Source organism: Streptomyces sp. NPDC048415 (assembly GCF_040651675.1).
Lineage (GTDB): Bacteria > Actinomycetota > Actinomycetes > Streptomycetales > Streptomycetaceae > Streptomyces.
The window spans coordinates 1-15,863 of sequence record NZ_JBEZKJ010000022.1; the positions used below are offsets into that span (position 1 = coordinate 1).

Here is a 15,863-nt window from a genome sequence, read left to right on the forward strand (position 1 = left end):
GCCTCGAGGGAGGTCCAGTTCAGTGACGAGCCAGGTCAGTAGCCCAGCTGAGCACGCCGACGGAGCCGTCGTAGGAGAACAGCGCAAACCGGCGGAGGTGCCCCGGGTACGCGTGGACGACGGGGCCGTGGCCACCGCGTTCGTCAGTGAGCGGCATCTGATGGTCGACGGGCGCGCGCCGGTCAGCTTCGCGCCGTTGTCGCGGCTGTGGCCGACGGCTGACGGGTGGGTGCGGACGCACGCGAACTATCCGCATCACCGGGCCCGGCTGGTGGACGCGTTGGGGCTGACGGACGGCGCGACCGTGGAGGACGTCGCCCGTCTGCTCGCCGAGCGGTCCGCGCTGGAGGTGGAGGAGTCGGTGTACGGCGCCGGGGGCCTGGCTGTCGCGCTGCGGACGACCAAGGAGTGGGCCGCGCACGAGCAAGGGATCGCGGTCGCTGAGCGGCCGTTGATCGAGCGTCACCGTACGGACTCCGCACGCGCGCGCGTGCGGAGTCCGCTCGCCGGCGATCCGCTGCTGCCTGCCGCCGGACTGCGCGTGCTGGACCTGACCCGGGTCATCGCGGGCCCGGTCGCCACCCGCACCCTCGCCCTGCTGGGGGCGGACGTGCTGCGGGTGGACGCGCCGCAGTTGCCGGAGGATCCCGACGCGCACGCGGACACGGGCTTCGGGAAGCGGTCGACGACGCTGGACCTGACGGTCGGCCGGCGCGCCTTCGAGGAGCTGCTCTCGGCGGCGGACGTCGTCGTCACCGGGTACCGGCCTGGCGCCCTGGACCGGTTCGGGCTCTCGCCCGAGGCGCTGGCCGAGCGCGGGCCCGGGCTGATCGTGGCGCAGTTGTCGGCCTGGGGCGACCACGGGCCGTGGGGTGCGCGGCGGGGGTTCGACAGCCTGGTGCAAGTGGCCACCGGGATCGCCGCGATCGAGGGCTCCCGGGAACAGCCCGGTGTGCTGCCCGCGCAGGCCCTCGACCATGGGACGGGCTATCTGCTGGCGGCGGCTGTTCTGCGGGCGCTGACCGAGCAGTCGGAGCAGGGCCACGGCCGGCTCCTACGGCTGTCGCTGGCCCGGACGGCGGCCTGGCTGACGGACGGGATCGAGCGGAGCGGGACGGCGGACGCGGTGACGGGGGTGACAGGGGTGACAGGAGTGACAGGGGTGACAGGGGTGACAGGTAGGACGACGGGTGGAGCGACCGAGGCGGCGTACGACCGGCCGGATGCCTGGCTCGCCGAGCGGGACAGCGGCATCGGGCGGCTGCGCTACGCCCTGCCGCCGGTCTCCTTCACGGGCGGTCCGGCCGACTGGGCGCGACCGCCGGGGCCTTGGGGGACCGACTCGGCCCGGTGGGCCTGAGTCGCGGGTCGGCCGGGAACGTATCTGTGGGCGGAATGCCGTTCCGCCAGTTGTTTCCCCGGACTTGCCCGGATCTGTGACACCTGGCGAGGATCGTGAGGTGACGTTGATACGACCGGCAGCCGAGGTGGCGGGCGAGAGCGAGCCGGCGCGGCGCCGTGCCACCGGCCGGGCGGTCGCCGTACTCGCCCTGGTGGCCGTCGCGGCCCTCATCCCGCTGCTGGGTCCGCGCGCCGCGCTGCAGGGGACGGGCGAGGCCGCGGCCCCCGGCGTCGCCGGCATCGCCGTGCTGCGTGCGGTCCTGCTCGCGGCGTTGTGCGTTGCGGCGGGCGAACTTTTCGCGGCCCGGCTGGGCCGCCGCGTGCCGGGCGCGCCCCTGGAACACCAACCGCGCAGCTGGGCGGCCTGTTGCGCCGCCGCCGGGTTCGTCGCCGCGCTGGGGCTCGCCTCCGTCGTGGCCACCGGCAATCTGCTGCCGCACCACCTCTCCGACATGGACGTCGGCGGCCTCTACCGGACCCGGGACGGCAAGCTGGCGCTGCTGGAGGTCAACGCGTTCGCGGTGGCATGGCTGTGCGCCCGCTCGCGCCGGCCGGCCACCCAAGGGTGGCCACTGGCCGCGGTGGTGGTCGCGGAGGCGCTGCGCGCCCACCCGTCGACGGAGCACAACTCGCTGCTCGGCTCCGGCCTGACCCTCATTCACCTGACGTGCGCGGCACTGTGGGCGGGCAGCCTGCTGCACGTGCTGCGGACGCTGCGGAAGTGGCGCCCTTCGGGGACGGGTTCCGCGCGCCCTTCGGGGACGGGTTCCGCGCGCCCTTCGGGGACGGGTTCCGCGCGCCCTTCGGGGACGGGTTCCGCGCGCTCTTCGGAGGCGGGGGCCGTGCCCGCCTCGAAGGCGGACCTCGCGCGTCCTTCGGAGGCGGGTGCCGTGCCACCCTCGGAGGCCCGGGCCGTGCCACCCTCAGAGGTGGACGTCGCGCGTCCCTCGGAGGCGGACGTCGCGCGTCCTTCGCACGCCGGAATCAAGCGGCCCTCGGAGGCGGGTGTCGCGCTTCTCGGTCTCTACGCGCGCGTGGCGGCCGTCCTGTTGGCGGTGATCACGGCGACCGGTACCTGGAGCGCGCTGCGCCGGATGCCACCCGGCACCGTCCTGGACCAGCTGACGGCGACGGCGTACGGGCGCGCCCTGCTGGCCAAGCTGCTCGTGGTGGCCGTCGTCGCCGTCCTCGCCCTGTCGGCGCGGCTGCGGCTGCGCCGGGCGGCGGACCCGCTCAGCGCCTACTCCCCCGCGCGGGCGGAGGTCGTGGCACTGGGCGTGGTCGTCACGGTCTCCGGCGCATTGACGGCGCTGCCGCTGCCCATCCGATGGTGAGCCCCGGCCACCGGCTCAGTTGGCGACCAGGACCTTGAGGGCCGTGCGCTCGTCCATGGCCTTGTAGCCCTCGGGTACGTCCTCCAGGCCGACCGTCCGGTCGAAGACGGGCGACGGGTCGATGGTGCCGTCGAGGACGTCGGGCAGCAGTTCCGGGATGTACGCGCGCACGGGTGCGACACCGCCGCGCAGGGCGATGTTCCGGTCGAACATGACGCCCAGATCCAGGCCCGTACCGCTGCCGTGCGGAACCCCCACGAAGCCGATGGCGCCCCCGTCGCGGGTGATGTCCACGGCTGTCCGCATGGACTGCTCGGTGCCGACCGCCTCGACGACGCAGTGCGCGCCCTGGCCCCGGGTCAGCTCGCGCACGGCCTCGACGGCCGCTTCACCGCGCTCGGCGACGACGTCCGTGGCGCCGAAGCGCCGCGCGATGTCCGTACGTACCTGGTGGCGCCCCAGCGCGATGATCCGCTCGGCGCCCAGCCGCTTGGCGGCCAGTACGGCGCACAGCCCGACGGCCCCGTCCCCGACGACGGCGACGGTGGCGCCCTTGCGAGCCCCCGCGCCGAGAGCCGCGTGATGTCCCGTGCCCATGACGTCGGAGAGCGTCAGGAGGGCGGACAGCAGGTGTTCGTCGGAGGCCGCCTCCTTGGGCAGCTGTACGAGGGTGCCGTCGGCGAACGGGACGCGCACGGCCTCGCCCTGCCCGCCGTCGTAGCCGACCGCACCCCAGAAGCCACCGTGCTCGCACGAGGTGGTGAGCCCCTCGCGGCAGTACTCGCACACGCCGTCGGACCACATGAAGGGCGCGACGACGAGGTCACCGCGCCGGACACCGGTCACCTCGGAGCCGGTCTCCTCGACGAGGCCGAGGAACTCGTGTCCGATCCGCTGCCCCGGCTGCCGCGCCGCCTCGCCGCGGTACGCCCACAGGTCGCTGCCGCAGATACAGGAGCGCAGCACCCGTACGACCGCGTCGGTGGGCAGCTGCACCACGGGCTCGGGAACGTCCTCCACGCGCATGTCGTACGGGGCGTGGATGAGAGTGGCGCGCATGGCGAGGGTCCTTCTCGTGCGGGGCGTCGATGAATGCGCTCAGGGGGTGGTTGAGCGCATCTCACCGTACGCCGCCGCGGGCGCGGGCCGCGCGCCGAGGGTGTCCAGCACGCCGCGGACCAGCAGGAACTGGGCCGCGCAGTACGTGAGCATGATCCAGAAGTCCGGCCTCGGCAGCTGCGGCCAGTCGGCGACTCCGGTGGCGATCAGTGTGTCCGAGAGCAGGAAGAGGGCGCCGCCGAGACCCGCGACGGGTCCGAGCCGCGTGGCCCCGTACGCCATCGCGGTCAGCAGCAGGCTGTAGCCCGCGACGGGGATGCGGAGACCGGCGGGGAGGTCGGGCCACAGGAGGGTGACGGTGGCGACGAGGGCCAGAGCGTACGACCCTGCGATCCATGGTCCACGCGCGCGTGGACCTCTCCGGAACACAACGAGGTACCCCACGTGCCCCGCCGCGAAGGATGCCATTCCCACGAGGAAGGCGGGGTCGGCGTCGAAGAGCAGTAGAACGTCGCCTCCCCAGCCGCAGAGCAGGGCGGCGACCAGCAGGCGCGGACCGCCGCGTGCGCCCACGTGGGCGGCGAGCAGCGGCATCAGCAGGGGCTTGGCGATCCGGTGCCCGGGGTCGTATCCGGCGGCCAGGCAGACGAGGTCCACCGCGACCGCGACGCCGAAGGAAACGAGCAGCACGCGCGCGAGGCGTGGGTTTTTCACGCGACGGGCTCCGTGGCCGGCGTCTGCGCGGCGGCCGGCGGGGCGGGCTGCCAGCCGGGCCCGCGGAAGACCCGCCCCGCCCGCTCGCGCCAACTCGCCGCCGCCTTCACGTCCCTGGCGATGGCGGCGTACTCATGGGTGGCCACGCGCAACGGGTTGTACGTGGCGATGTTCTTGGTGAGCCCGTAGACGGGCCGCTCGGTCTCCGGGACCCACGATCCGAAGAGCCGGTCCCAGACGATGAGGATGCCGCCGAAGTTGCGGTCCAGATAGCCGCCCTGGGAGGCGTGGTGGACGCGGTGGTGGGAGGGCGTGTTGAAGACGAACTCGAACCACCGGGGCATCTTGTCGATGCGCTCGGTGTGGATCCAGAACTGGTAGACGAGGTTCGCGGAGGAGCAGAACGCGAGCGCGGCCGGGTGCACGCCGAGGGCGATGAGCGGGACGTAGAAGGGCCATACGGTCCAGGTCGTCCACGGCTGGCGCAGGGCGGTGGTGAGGTTGAACTTCCGGCTGGAGTGGTGGACGACGTGGCAGGCCCAGAGGATGCGGATCACGTGATGGCCGCGGTGGGACCAGTAGTAGAAGAAGTCCTGTCCGAGCAGCATCAGCGGGACCGTCCACCACAGGACGGGCACCCGCAGGGGCGTCAGTTCGTAGATCGCGGAGTAGATCGCGACGATCGGGATCTTCCACAGGAAGTCGAAGGCGAGGCTCCCGAGCCCCATGCCGACACTCGTCGCGGCGTCCTTCGCCTCGTACCCCGCCTCCGCGCCCTCATCGTCCGGATGGAGCCGGACACTCACCATCTCGATGACGGTGAGCAGTACGAAGGCGGGTATGGACCAGACCACGACATTGGGGAGGTTCGGCATGGGTGCACCGTAGAACCGCTGGTCGCCCGCGGCTAGACGTTGTTACCCACAAGTATTACCGGCGGTACGCGCTTGCTTCTTGGTGATCTCCGCCAATGGCCACGGCGCGCTCATACGCCCGCCGCGCCGAGCAGGGCTCCCGCCGCGTACGTCACCCCCATCGCCAGCGCGCCCCCGGCCACGTTCCGCAGCACCGCCCGTCCCGGTTTCGCCGCTCCGAGTCGCGCGCTGGTCCAGCCGGTGAGGACGAGCGCGGCCAGTACCGACACCACGGTGATGAGCAGTCGCCAGTGCGCCGGCGGAAGCACGATCGCGAGCAGCGGGAGCAGCGCGCCCACCGTGAAGGAAAGGAAGCTCGCCCACGCCGCGTTCCAGGGATTGGTGAGCGCGTCGGGGTCGATGCCGAGCTCCACGCGCGCGTGGGCCCTCAGGGCGTCCCGCGCCGTGAGTTGTTCCGCCGCCTCGAGGGCCACCCGCCGTGACATGCCCCGCTGCTCCAGCAGCTCGGTCAGCTCCTCCAGCTCGGCCTCCGGCTGCTCCCTGAGCTCCCGTTTCTCCAGTGCCAGGGCGGCCAGCTCCGAGTCCCGCTGGGTGGACACGGAGACGTACTCGCCCGTCGCCATCGACATGGAGCCGGCCAGCAGTCCCGCGAGCCCCGCGGTGAGCAGCGCGGAGCGGTCGTCCGTGGCGCCCGCCACGCCGACGACGAGGCCCGCGGTGGAGACGATGCCGTCGTTGGCGCCGAGAACCGCGGCGCGCAGCCAGTTCAGCCGCGCGCCGAGCACGCCCGCGTGAGCCTCGTCGTGCGTTGGTTCCATCACAGGGGGAGGATCGCACTTCGGGCGCCGTCAGCAACGTACCGACCCGACGGCCCCCGAAGCCTCACTCCACCCGTACCGACGGGGTCCCCGGAGCCTCACTGCACCCGTACCGACGGGGTCCCCGGAGCCTCACTCCACCCGTACCGACGGCCCCCGGGCGTCACCACACCCGTACCGACGCTCCCTTCGCGAACACCGGGCTCGTCGCGTCCGCGGGCGGTGCGTCGAGGGGCTCGGCGATTTCCGCCACCGTGGGGCCGACCTTCGCCGCGATCCCGTCCAGGTGGGTCAGGTCGAAGCCGTACACGCGGGCCGCGTTGCCGCCGACCATGGCGGCGATCTCCTCCTTCGGCAGGCCCGCGTAGGCGATGCGCAGGCCCTCTCGGGAGTAGGGGTGGGTGCCCTCGTCGTGCGGGTAGTCGCTGCCCCACATGATCTTGTCGAGACCGATGCGGTCGCGCAGCGACACCTCGTGCGGGCGCATGAAGCTGGCGCCGACGAAGCAGTTGTCCCGCCAGACCTCCGAAGGGCCCTTGCCCATCGCCGCGGCGAGTCCCGCGCCGAACTTGGACTCGGCCGTCAACGCCTTCGTGGCAGCCGCCATCAGGCGCCCGTGGTAGTAGTCCAGCATGTCGAGCACGCCGGGGATCCAGCCCGAGCCCTGCTCGGTCAACACGAGCTTCAGGCCGGGGTGACGGTGGAACGCGCCGCCGAACACCAGGTGCCACAGCGCCCGGTGCGAGAACCACGTCGTCTCCACCATGAAGACCGCCCGGGCGGCCGGTTCGTCGCCCAGCGGGGGCGAGGCGGAGCCCGCGTGGTGGTTCACGGGCACGCCCCGCTCCGCGCAGACCGCCCAGATCGGGTCGTACGTCGATGAGTACAGCTCAGCAAGCCCCGAGCCGGGGGGTGTGCCGGGCAGCAGGAGGCCACCCCTGAGGCCCGCGTCCGCGGCCCAGCGGATCTCCTTCACCGCCTCGTCAACGTCGTTCAGGAGGATCTGGAAGACACCCGCACGGCGGCCCGGCGCGGCCGCGCAGAAGTCCGCGAGCCAGCGGTTGTGGGCACGCAGCCCCGCCCACCGCTGCTCGAACTCCTCTGCCGTGGGGGCCGGTGCCATCAGGGAGGCCGACGGGAAGAACGGCGGGATGGTGTTCGGGAAGACGACCTCCGCGACGATCCCGTCCTCCTCCAGCTCCGCGAGGCGGCGCTCGGAGTTCCAGTTCTTGTCGGCCGTGTCGGCGAGCAGGTCCTCGTAGGGGTTGACGTACGTGGCCGCCCACGCGTCGAAGGCTTCGTGGTGCTTCTTCGCCAAGTACGGCCTGTAGTCGAGGAGATCGGCGCCCGCGTGACAGTCCGCGGAGATCACCGTGTAGTGGTCGTCGGTCACGGGGTCACCCCCAGGGTCGGGAAGTCGTGGTCCGTCAGCCAGTGGCGGCCCACCTCGCGCGAGCGCGCCCAGGACGCCTCGACGGCCGTCTGGTCGTCGCTCTGGCCCAGGTCGGCGGGGGTCGGGCCGATGCGCCGGGCGAGCGGCGTGAGCTTGTCGACGTCGAAGCCGAAGACGTCCGCCGCCGCGAGACCGAGCATGCGGCGGGTCTCCGACACCGGGATGTCATGGAAGGTTTTCGCCAGCCACGCGCGCGTGTCGGGCCAGGTGCCCTCCGGGTGCGGGAAGTCGCTGCCCCAGAGGATGTTGTCGACGCCGATCTCGTAGCGCTGGGCCAGTTCGCGACGCTTGGTGTTCGTCGCACAGATGAAGAGCTGCCGGTCGAGGTACTCATGGGGTGGCCGTTTGAGCTCCGCGAAGGGGGACAGCTTCTTGCCGCCGTGCGCGCCGAGGTAGAGGCGGTCCATGAACCACAGGAGGTTGGGGAGCCACCAGCAACCCGACTCGGCCACACCGAACGTGAGGCCCGGGTGCCGTTCGAAGACCCCGGACCAGAGCAGGAACCAGAGGGGACGGGCGGGCCACCAGGTGACCTCGCTGACGTAGATTCCCAAGTGGTCGCCGTACTCGTGGCGCGGTGCCGCCCCGGAGTGGGTGACCACCGGCATCCCGCACTCTGCCGCCGCCGCCCACACGGGGTCGTAACGGCGGTCGTGGTACGGCTCCTTGTCCACCCACATGGAGGGGATCATCAAGGCGCCGAGTCCCGACTCCTTGGCCCGGTGCACCTCCGCGACGACACGCTCGGTGTCGGCGGTGACGGGCAACAGGGCGACGCCGCAGTGCCGTTCGGGGTTCTCGGAGACGAAGTCGGCGAGCCAGCGGTTGTGTGCCTGCGCGCCCGCCATGCCGAGCTCGGGGTCCTGGTCCCCGGAGAGGCCGAGACCCACGCCGAAGGGCGCCGCCGTCTGGCTGTCCACGGCGTCCGCGTCCGGGAAGACCACCTCCCCCGCGACGCCGTCGCCGTCCAGTTCCTTGAGGCGCTGCGCGGTGTCCCAACCGCCGCGCAGCCCCTCCTCGTTGTCCTGGAACCACTTGTTCGCGAACGCCTCGTTGCGGATGCCGAGCCGCGTCATCTCCTCGCGGCGCCGGTCGCGGCCCGCGAGGAACTCGTCGAAGTCCCGGTGGAAACGGGGGTCAAGGTAGGGCCGGTACTCCTCGGTGGGGAGGCCGGCATGGCAGTCGGAGGAGATGATCAGATAGGGGTCCTGGTCGGTCATCGCGCGCCCCCTCAGTCGAGGATGAAGTTTTCCAAGTACGACGGATTGGCCCGGTCGAGCATCGACTGCGACCTCGCCCGGATCTGCCGGTCGCTGTGCTCGCTCTCCGGCAGCAGCCAGAAGCGGTCCCGGCGGATGCCCTCGGCGACGAGGTCGGCGACCTCCTCGACCGGCGTGAACCGCACCTCGTGACCCGCCTCCTTCATCGCGGCCTCCCACTGACCGAGGCTGCGGTACGGGGTCTTCCTGGGCTTCTGCTTCGCGTAGCGCGAGGGCCGGTTGCGGTGCGACTCCCACAGGCCGGTACGGAGCATGTGGGGCCCTGGGAAGAGCACCGACGCGCCCACGCGCGCGTGCTCCGCCTTCAGGTGGGCGTACAGCGACTCGGTCATGGTCACGACGGCCGCCTTGGTGACGGCGTACACGGAGGCGGTGGGCAGCGGTGCGATCCCGCCGTCTGCGGACGAGGTGTTGACGACGTGGCCCGGCTCACCGCCGGCGATCATCCTGGGGACGAACGCCTGGATGCCGTGGAAGACGCCCCACACGTTGACGGCGAACGCCCACTTCCAGTCGTTCGGGTCGTGCTCCCACATGCGGCCCTCGGCGCCCGAGCCGACACCGGCGTTGTTGCACAGGACGTGCACGGCGCCGTACTTCTCGTACGTCTCGGCGGCCAGCGCCTCCACCTGGTCCCGCTGCCCGACGTCCACCACGCGCGCGTAGACCTCGGCGCCGTCCTCGCGCAGCGCGGCGGCGGCCTTCTCCAGGGCCCCCTCTTCCACGTCCGCCAGGGCCACCTTCAGGCCGTCCGCAGCGAACCGTCGTGCCATCGCGAGCCCGATGCCGCTCGCCGCGCCGGTGACGACGGCGACCTGCCCTGCGCGCAGCTCCATCACAGGCTCCCCTCGGGCGGCCCGTCGAGGATCTGCCGAGGGTCGTCGTAACGCTGGTGGATGTACGGCAGCAGGGCTCGCCCGCTGACCCGTTCGACGACCTTGCCCCTCTGGTCGGTGGTCTTCTCCCCGAGGGTGATCTCGACCAGTTCGCGCACCGGGAGGTCGGCGACCGGGTCGTACATCGACTCGCGCAGGACGACGTCACCGGTGACTCGCTCCAGCTTGCGCACCTTCTCGTTGCGCAGGCAGTGCACGAGGACGGGGTCGGCGTCGAAGCCGGAACCGTCCACCGAGGGAAGGAACTTGAAGTAGAAGTCGGTCTTCTGGGTGGGCTCGGGCAGCGGCAGGTCCCCGCTCACCGCGCCGCGCACCTCGACGAACGCGATGCCATGCCGGGCGAGTGCGGCGCGGACGACGAGACCGTCGCGCTCGACCGTCACCTCGCCGAGCTTCTTCGGCTCCCCGAAGACCTCGCGACCGCCGAGGAGGGCCCGCTCGTGGGTCATCGGCATGACGAGCGGATACCAGCCCTCGACGCCGTCGTGCGCCGCGGCCACGGCGAACGATCCCGCGCCCAGGGGATATCCGGGCAGGTCGACCTTGCTGATGTTCACCCGCACCAGGGGCCGCCCGGTGGGCTTCAGCGGGGGCGGCAGCACCGCCGCGACCGCGTCGGGATCGCTCTCCCAGACGGCCACCACGCCGGTGGACCAGATGTCGGGAAGCCGGGAACTCGCGATGCGCGCGGCGGCTATCTCCGCCTCGGTCCGTGCGCCGTACCTGACTCGTGCCATGTCGTACCGCCCTTCTCTGATGGGCCGTCACCTGTAACAGAGTTACAGCAGTCGCGGCGAAGGGTAAATACGCGTGCACGACGAAGACTTGGGGGCGCCATGACGAGACCGGCACTGACCCGCGAGACGGTCCTCGACACCGCCGCGAATCTGGTGAAGCAGCACGGCCCGGACGCCCTGACCATGCGCAAGCTGGCCGCCGAGCTGGGCAGCGCGGTCACCTCGATCTACTGGCACGTCGGGAATCGCGAGTCCCTGCTCGACGCGCTCGTCGAGCGGACCGTGGCGGAGCTGGGCGAGATCCGCCCGGCCGGCCGGACCCCCGCACAGCGCGTCGCCTCCGTGGCCCGCACCCTTCGCCGACAGCTGCGCGCCCATCCACATCTCGTCGCGATGGTCCACGAACGCGGTCTGACCGAGCGCATGTTCCTGCCCGCCCAGCAGGCGCTGGTGCGCGAGGTGCATGCGGCGGGACTGCGGGGCGCGCGGGCCGCCGAGGTCGTACGCGCCGTGCAGTTCCAGGTCGTCGGCTTCGTCCTCGTCGAGCGCAACCGGGAACGCGCGCCCGCGCAGCGGCCCGCCGAGGAGGAGTTGTGGGGCGCCGAGGCCGCGGCGGACGACCCCGCCCTCGCGCGCGCCCTGGCCGGGCCGGTCGATCAGGAGAGGCTGTTCGCCACCTCCGTAAGGGCGCTGGTGGAATCGCTGCTCGCCGGCTGAGCCGACGCGGCCCTCGGGCCCACGGAAGCGGACACACCCGGGCCTCGGAAATATTCGCCGGCCCACCCGGTCGGCGCCTTCCTGGACTTCCTGATCGCGGGGCGGCTCCGAGGGGCTCGTCACGCCGGTGCTCGGGTGCGCGGACGCGAACGCCGGCGGCTCCGAGGGGCTCGTCACGCCGGTGCTCGGGTGCGCGGACGCGAGCGGCGAGGGCCGAATCCGTTCCCCGTCGATCTGCCGGATCAGCGAGCCGCCGGCCTCGGCGAGGCGGCCGCCCGGAAGCACACCCTGCTCGCACTGGTGCGCGGAGGCAGCGCCCCTGAAGGGGCCACCAGCGCTGTGTACCGCCTGCCGCCCGGGCGGTCGACGGATGCGCCTCGAACCGCTGACGGCCGGGGACCTGGGGCGGCGCCGAGCCGAGGCGCGTCAACTCCAGGGCTGTCCACCCCTCTTGCGGCTCCCCGCGCGCGTGGCCAAGTGGCGGGCCCTGAGCGGCTCCTCGTTGCGGGAAGGCGACGGCCGGCCTGTCAGTCGCGGCCCGTATCCTCAGGGACCATGCTCGAAGACCTCACGACCGCAGCGTCCCCAGCCTCCTGGCCGGCCGCGTATCCGCAGGGATACGCGGTCGTTGACGTGGAGACCACAGGGCTGGCCCGTGACGACCGGATAATCTCGGCCGCCGTCTACCGGCTGGACGCGCGCGGTGAGGTCGAGGACCACTGGTACACGATGGTCAATCCGGAGCGTGACCCGGGTCCGGTGTGGATCCACGGTCTGACGAGCGATGTCCTGGAAGGGGCGCCGCTCTTCCAGGACATCGCCGAGGACTTCGCCTCCCGGCTCGCCGACCGTGTGCTGGTCGCGCACAACGCGGTCTTCGACTGGTCGATGATCGCGCGGGAGTACGCGCGCACGGAGCGCGAGGCGCCGGTGCGGCAGCGGCTGTGCACGATCGCGCTCTCCAAGGAGCTGGGGCTGCCGCTGCCCAACCACAAGCTGGAGTCGCTGGCCGCGCACTTCGGGGTCGTACAGCAGCGCGCGCACCACGCGCTGGACGACGCGCGCGTGCTGGCCGAGGCGTTCCGGCCGAGCCTGCGGGCCGCCGCACGTGACGGCATCCGGCTGCCGCTCCTGGAATGCCGGCCGCTCACCGAGTGGGCCTCCGGGCCACGGATCGGCCGCCAATCCTCCGGGGGCTACCCGTCCGGCAGTTGGCGGCCTTCCCGCAAGCGCCCCGCATGCCCCTATCCCAACCCAGGCCGATATGAAGAGGGCAAACCTCTCAAGCAGGGCATGCGGGTCGCGTTCTCCGGGGACACCTCCGTCGACCGTGAACTGCTGGAGGACCGCGCCGTCGAGGCCGGCCTGCATGTCGCGACCAGCCTGTCCCGGCTCACCAGCCTGCTGGTGACGAACGACCCGGACTCCAGTACGTCGAAGGTGGTCAAGGCCAAGCAGTTCGGTACGCCGGTGATCGACGAGGCGGCGTTCGGCCAGTTGCTGCGGGACGTGGAGCCGGCGTCGGGGACGTGACGGACGTACGGGTGATTGGCGGGCGACTCGCCCGGCGCCCGCTCGCCCGCGCGGCGTCGGCGCCCCACCCTGTGGCGCATGGCGAGATGCGAAGTATGTGGCAATGACTACGGCATGACGTTCGAGGTGCACGCGCAGGGCGCGGTGCACGTCTTCGACTGCTTCTCCTGCGCGATCCACCGGATGGCCCCCATCTGCGAGCACTGTCGCGTCCAGATCATCGGCCAGGGCGTCGAAGTCGAGGGCCACTGGTTCTGCGGGGCGCACTGCGCCCGCGCGGAGGGGAAGGTGGGGATCATCGACAAGGCCTGAAGCCCGGCCGGGGGCCGAGCCCACTGCCCGCTTCGGCGTGCACCCCCCTGAATGCGCCCCGCGACCGAGTTGTACGGTCGTGGGGTGTACCGCTTCCTGTTGTCCCGCCAGTGGGTGATCCTCACCCTTGTGGCCCTCGTGCTCATCCCCACGATGATCAAGCTGGGCTTCTGGCAGTTGCACCGCCATGAGCACAAGGTGGCGCTGAACACGGTGATCTCCGACTCGCTGGCCGCGAAGCCGGTGGCCGCCGAGTCGCTCACCGCACCGGGACAGCTCATCAAGCACGACGACCTCTACCGCCGGGTGACCGCGAAGGGCCACTTCGACACCGCGCACGAAGAGGTCGTACGCCGTCGCACCAATGCCGACGGCGAGGTCGGCTACCACGTCCTGACTCCCTTCGTCCTGGACGACGGCCGGGTGCTCATGGTCAACCGGGGCTGGGTCCCGGCGGACGGGGCACAGACCGCGTTCCCCAAGATCCCGGTGCCGGCGCGGGGCGAGATCACCGTCACCGGCCGGCTCATGGCCGACCAGACGACCGCCGACAGCGGCATCAAGAACGTCAAGGGCCTGCCCGACCGCCAGGTCATGCTGATCAACAGTGAGCAGCAGGCGCGGCGGCTCGGCAGGCAGGTCCTCGGCGGCTACATCGAGCAGACCGCGCCGCGGCCCAAGGGCGACTCCCCCGAGCTGATCCCCGATCCCGAGCACAGCGACATCGGTCCGCACATGGCGTACGCGATCCAGTGGTGGCTCTTCTCCGCGGGCGTCCCCGTGGGCTGGGTGATCCTGGTCCGCCGCGAACGCCGTGACCGGGCAGAGGCCGCCGCGACGGAGGCGGCGCCGGAAACGGCCACGGCGGGCGTGTAACGCCGGGCCGGGTATCACCCGGTCGGTCCCGCGCCCGGATTGGCCCCCACCCCGGCCGGGAACTCGCCCCACGTGCACCGACGCATCGAGGACTATGCGCTCATCGGGGACGAGCAGACCGCCGCTCTGGTGGGCCGCGACGGCTCCGTCGACTGGCTGTGTCTGCCCCGGTTCGACTCGGCGGCCTGCTTCGCGGCGCTGTTGGGCGAGGAGGACCACGGCCACTGGCGCATCGCGCCGAAGGGAGCGGGCCCCTGCACCCGGCGCGCGTACCGACCGGACACGCTCGTGCTCGACACCGAGTGGGAGTCGGACGCGGGCGCGGTCCGGGTGACCGACCTGATGCCGCAGCGCGAGCACGCCCCCGATCTCGTACGCGTCATCGAAGGGCTCAGCGGCCGGGTGACGATGCACAGCCTGCTCCGGCTGCGCTTCGACTACGGCTCAATCGTGCCGTGGATGCGCCGCGCCGACGGTCACCGGGTGGCGGTCGCGGGCCCGGACTCGGTGTGGCTGCGCACCGAACCGCCCGTGCACACCTGGGGCAAGGACTTCCGCACCCACTCGGAGTTCACCGTCGAGGCGGGCGAGAGGGTCGCCTTCGTACTGACCTGGCATCCCTCCCACGAACCGCGGCCGCCGCTGAGCGACCCGTTCGAGGCGCTGGAAACCAGCGTCGAGGACTGGCAGGAGTGGGCGGCCCGCTGCCGTTACGACGGCCCGCACCGGGACGCCGTCGTCCGCTCCTTGATCACCCTCAAGGCCCTCACCTACGCGCCGACGGGCGGCATCGTGGCCGCCCCCACCACCTCGCTGCCCGAAGAGATCGGCGGCGTGCGCAACTGGGACTACCGCTACTGCTGGCTGCGCGACTCCACGCTCACCCTCGGCGCGCTCCTGTCGGCCGGCTACCACGAGGAGGCCGAGGCCTGGCGCGACTGGCTGCTGCGCGCGGTCGCGGGCGACCCGGCGGACCTCCAGATCATGTACGGCCTCGCCGGCGAGCGCCGCCTGACCGAGTACGTGGTGCCGTGGCTGCCCGGCTTCGCGGGCTCGTTCCCGGTCCGGGTCGGCAACGACGCCGTACAGCAGTTGCAACTGGACGTGTACGGCGAGGTCATCGACTCGCTGTCGCTGGCCCGGCGTGCGGGCCTGCCGTCCAAGCCGCACATGTGGCGGGTGCAGGTCGCGCTGATGGACTTCCTGCGCACGGCGTGGCGGCAGCCGGACGAGGGGATCTGGGAGGTGCGGGGCCCGCGCCGGCACTTCGTGTACTCGAAGGTGATGGCCTGGGTGGCAGCCGACCGCGCCGTACGCTCCCTGGAGAGCAATCCGAAGCTCGGCGGCGACCTGGCGGGCTGGCGCACGATGCGCGACGAGGTGCACCGGGAGGTGTGCGAGCGCGGCTACGACCCCGAGCGCAACACCTTCACGCAGTCCTACGGTTCACGCGAGCTGGACGCCTCGACACTGCTCATCCCCCGCGTCGGCTTTCTGCCGCCCGACGATCCGCGGGTCATCGGCACGATCGACGCGGTCCGCGAGGAGCTGGGCCACAGCGGCTTCCTGCGCCGCTACAGCACCGACGAGACCGTCATCGACGGGCTCCCCGGCGACGAGGGCACCTTCCTGGTCTGCTCGTTCTGGCTCGCCGAGGCGCTGCACAGGACGGGCCGCACCCAAGAGGCCCGCGAGATGTTCGAACGACTGGCGGCGCTGGCCAACGACGTGGGCCTGCTGGCCGAGGAGTACGACCCCGTCGCGGGCCGCCTGCTCGGCAACTTCCCGCAGGCGTTCAGCCACATCGGTCTGGTGGGGACCGCCCTCACCCTGTTCGGGACCGAGCAGGCAGGATAGG

15 protein-coding genes are annotated in these 15,863 nt (G+C 71.9%); 7 read left to right on the forward strand and 8 right to left on the reverse strand.

The features are described from left to right. Nucleotides 1-22: 22 nt before the first annotated feature. Nucleotides 23-1,360: a CoA transferase gene (locus AB0D27_RS16860; protein ID WP_362508470.1), complete on the forward strand. Its 1,338-nt coding sequence runs from the start codon at nucleotides 23-25 to the stop codon at nucleotides 1,358-1,360. 100 nt (nucleotides 1,361-1,460) lie between these two features. Further along, nucleotides 1,461-2,735 carry a CopD family protein gene (locus AB0D27_RS16865; RefSeq protein ID WP_362508473.1) on the forward strand — a complete coding sequence of 425 codons (1,275 nt, stop codon included), beginning with the start codon at nucleotides 1,461-1,463 and terminating at the stop codon, nucleotides 2,733-2,735. Nucleotides 2,736-2,750: 15 nt separating this feature from the next. On the opposite strand, the gene AB0D27_RS16870 is transcribed toward AB0D27_RS16865, so the two are convergent. From AB0D27_RS16870 to AB0D27_RS16905, 8 genes are all read right to left on the reverse strand, one after another. Beyond that, nucleotides 2,751-3,794: a zinc-dependent alcohol dehydrogenase family protein gene (locus AB0D27_RS16870; protein WP_362508475.1), complete on the reverse strand. Its 1,044-nt coding sequence runs from the start codon at nucleotides 3,792-3,794 to the stop codon at nucleotides 2,751-2,753. 39 nt (nucleotides 3,795-3,833) lie between these two features. Then, nucleotides 3,834-4,508, reverse strand: coding sequence for a lysoplasmalogenase (locus AB0D27_RS16875; RefSeq protein WP_362508478.1), 675 nt, complete (start codon nucleotides 4,506-4,508; stop codon nucleotides 3,834-3,836). Beyond that, on the reverse strand, nucleotides 4,505-5,383 hold the full coding sequence (locus tag AB0D27_RS16880; RefSeq protein ID WP_362508481.1) for a sterol desaturase family protein: 879 nt from the start codon (nucleotides 5,381-5,383) through the stop codon (nucleotides 4,505-4,507). Before AB0D27_RS16880 ends, AB0D27_RS16875 begins: the two co-directional genes overlap by 4 nt. 110 nt (nucleotides 5,384-5,493) lie before the next feature. Continuing rightward, entirely contained in the window at nucleotides 5,494-6,204 is a 711-nt protein-coding gene (locus AB0D27_RS16885) for a VIT family protein (RefSeq protein WP_362508484.1), read from the reverse strand. Nucleotides 6,205-6,364: 160 nt separating this feature from the next. Next, on the reverse strand, nucleotides 6,365-7,594 hold the full coding sequence (locus AB0D27_RS16890) for an amidohydrolase family protein (RefSeq protein WP_362508487.1): 1,230 nt from the start codon (nucleotides 7,592-7,594) through the stop codon (nucleotides 6,365-6,367). Further along, a complete protein-coding gene (locus AB0D27_RS16895; protein WP_362508490.1) occupies nucleotides 7,591-8,874 on the reverse strand; it encodes an amidohydrolase family protein in 1,284 nt (427 codons plus the stop codon). Before AB0D27_RS16895 ends, AB0D27_RS16890 begins: the two co-directional genes overlap by 4 nt. 11 nt (nucleotides 8,875-8,885) lie before the next feature. Then, nucleotides 8,886-9,770: an SDR family NAD(P)-dependent oxidoreductase gene (locus tag AB0D27_RS16900; protein WP_362508493.1), complete on the reverse strand. Its 885-nt coding sequence runs from the start codon at nucleotides 9,768-9,770 to the stop codon at nucleotides 8,886-8,888. Further along, nucleotides 9,770-10,567 carry an acetoacetate decarboxylase family protein gene (locus AB0D27_RS16905; RefSeq protein ID WP_362508495.1) on the reverse strand — a complete coding sequence of 266 codons (798 nt, stop codon included), beginning with the start codon at nucleotides 10,565-10,567 and terminating at the stop codon, nucleotides 9,770-9,772. The genes AB0D27_RS16900 and AB0D27_RS16905 overlap by 1 nt, the downstream gene beginning before the upstream one ends. Before the next feature lie 99 nt (nucleotides 10,568-10,666). Here AB0D27_RS16905 and AB0D27_RS16910 point away from each other — a divergent pair, with 99 nt between their 5' ends. The 5 genes from AB0D27_RS16910 to AB0D27_RS16930 all read left to right on the forward strand — a co-directional run bounded on the left by AB0D27_RS16910 (nucleotide 10,667) and on the right by AB0D27_RS16930 (nucleotide 15,862). Further along, nucleotides 10,667-11,284: a TetR family transcriptional regulator gene (locus tag AB0D27_RS16910; RefSeq protein ID WP_362508498.1), complete on the forward strand. Its 618-nt coding sequence runs from the start codon at nucleotides 10,667-10,669 to the stop codon at nucleotides 11,282-11,284. 555 nt (nucleotides 11,285-11,839) lie between these two features. After that, entirely contained in the window at nucleotides 11,840-12,817 is a 978-nt protein-coding gene (locus AB0D27_RS16915; protein ID WP_362508501.1) for a DEDDh family exonuclease, read from the forward strand. Nucleotides 12,818-12,895: 78 nt separating this feature from the next. Next, nucleotides 12,896-13,129 carry a hypothetical protein gene (locus AB0D27_RS16920; protein WP_362508504.1) on the forward strand — a complete coding sequence of 78 codons (234 nt, stop codon included), beginning with the start codon at nucleotides 12,896-12,898 and terminating at the stop codon, nucleotides 13,127-13,129. A gap of 84 nt (nucleotides 13,130-13,213) precedes the next feature. Beyond that, the gene (locus tag AB0D27_RS16925) at nucleotides 13,214-14,005 is read left to right on the forward strand and encodes an SURF1 family protein (RefSeq protein WP_362508507.1); all 792 of its coding nucleotides are present in this window, start codon (nucleotides 13,214-13,216) and stop codon (nucleotides 14,003-14,005) included. 72 nt (nucleotides 14,006-14,077) lie between these two features. Continuing rightward, entirely contained in the window at nucleotides 14,078-15,862 is a 1,785-nt protein-coding gene (locus AB0D27_RS16930; RefSeq protein WP_362508510.1) for a glycoside hydrolase family 15 protein, read from the forward strand. Nucleotide 15,863: the final 1 nt, after the last annotated feature.

What these genes read in the sequence shown, in the direction of transcription:
- AB0D27_RS16870 (WP_362508475.1), bottom strand. Translation starts at nt 3,794, where the DNA reads ATGCGCGCCACTCTCATCCACGCCCCGTACGACATGCGCGTGGAGGAC.
- AB0D27_RS16880 (WP_362508481.1), bottom strand. Translation starts at nt 5,383, where the DNA reads ATGCCGAACCTCCCCAATGTCGTGGTCTGGTCCATACCCGCCTTCGTA.
- AB0D27_RS16895 (WP_362508490.1), bottom strand. Translation starts at nt 8,874, where the DNA reads ATGACCGACCAGGACCCCTATCTGATCATCTCCTCCGACTGCCATGCC.
- AB0D27_RS16900 (WP_362508493.1), bottom strand. Translation starts at nt 9,770, where the DNA reads ATGGAGCTGCGCGCAGGGCAGGTCGCCGTCGTCACCGGCGCGGCGAGC.
- AB0D27_RS16905 (WP_362508495.1), bottom strand. Translation starts at nt 10,567, where the DNA reads ATGGCACGAGTCAGGTACGGCGCACGGACCGAGGCGGAGATAGCCGCC.
- AB0D27_RS16910 (WP_362508498.1), top strand. Translation starts at nt 10,667, where the DNA reads ATGACGAGACCGGCACTGACCCGCGAGACGGTCCTCGACACCGCCGCG.
- AB0D27_RS16915 (WP_362508501.1), top strand. Translation starts at nt 11,840, where the DNA reads ATGCTCGAAGACCTCACGACCGCAGCGTCCCCAGCCTCCTGGCCGGCC.
- AB0D27_RS16920 (WP_362508504.1), top strand. Translation starts at nt 12,896, where the DNA reads ATGGCGAGATGCGAAGTATGTGGCAATGACTACGGCATGACGTTCGAG.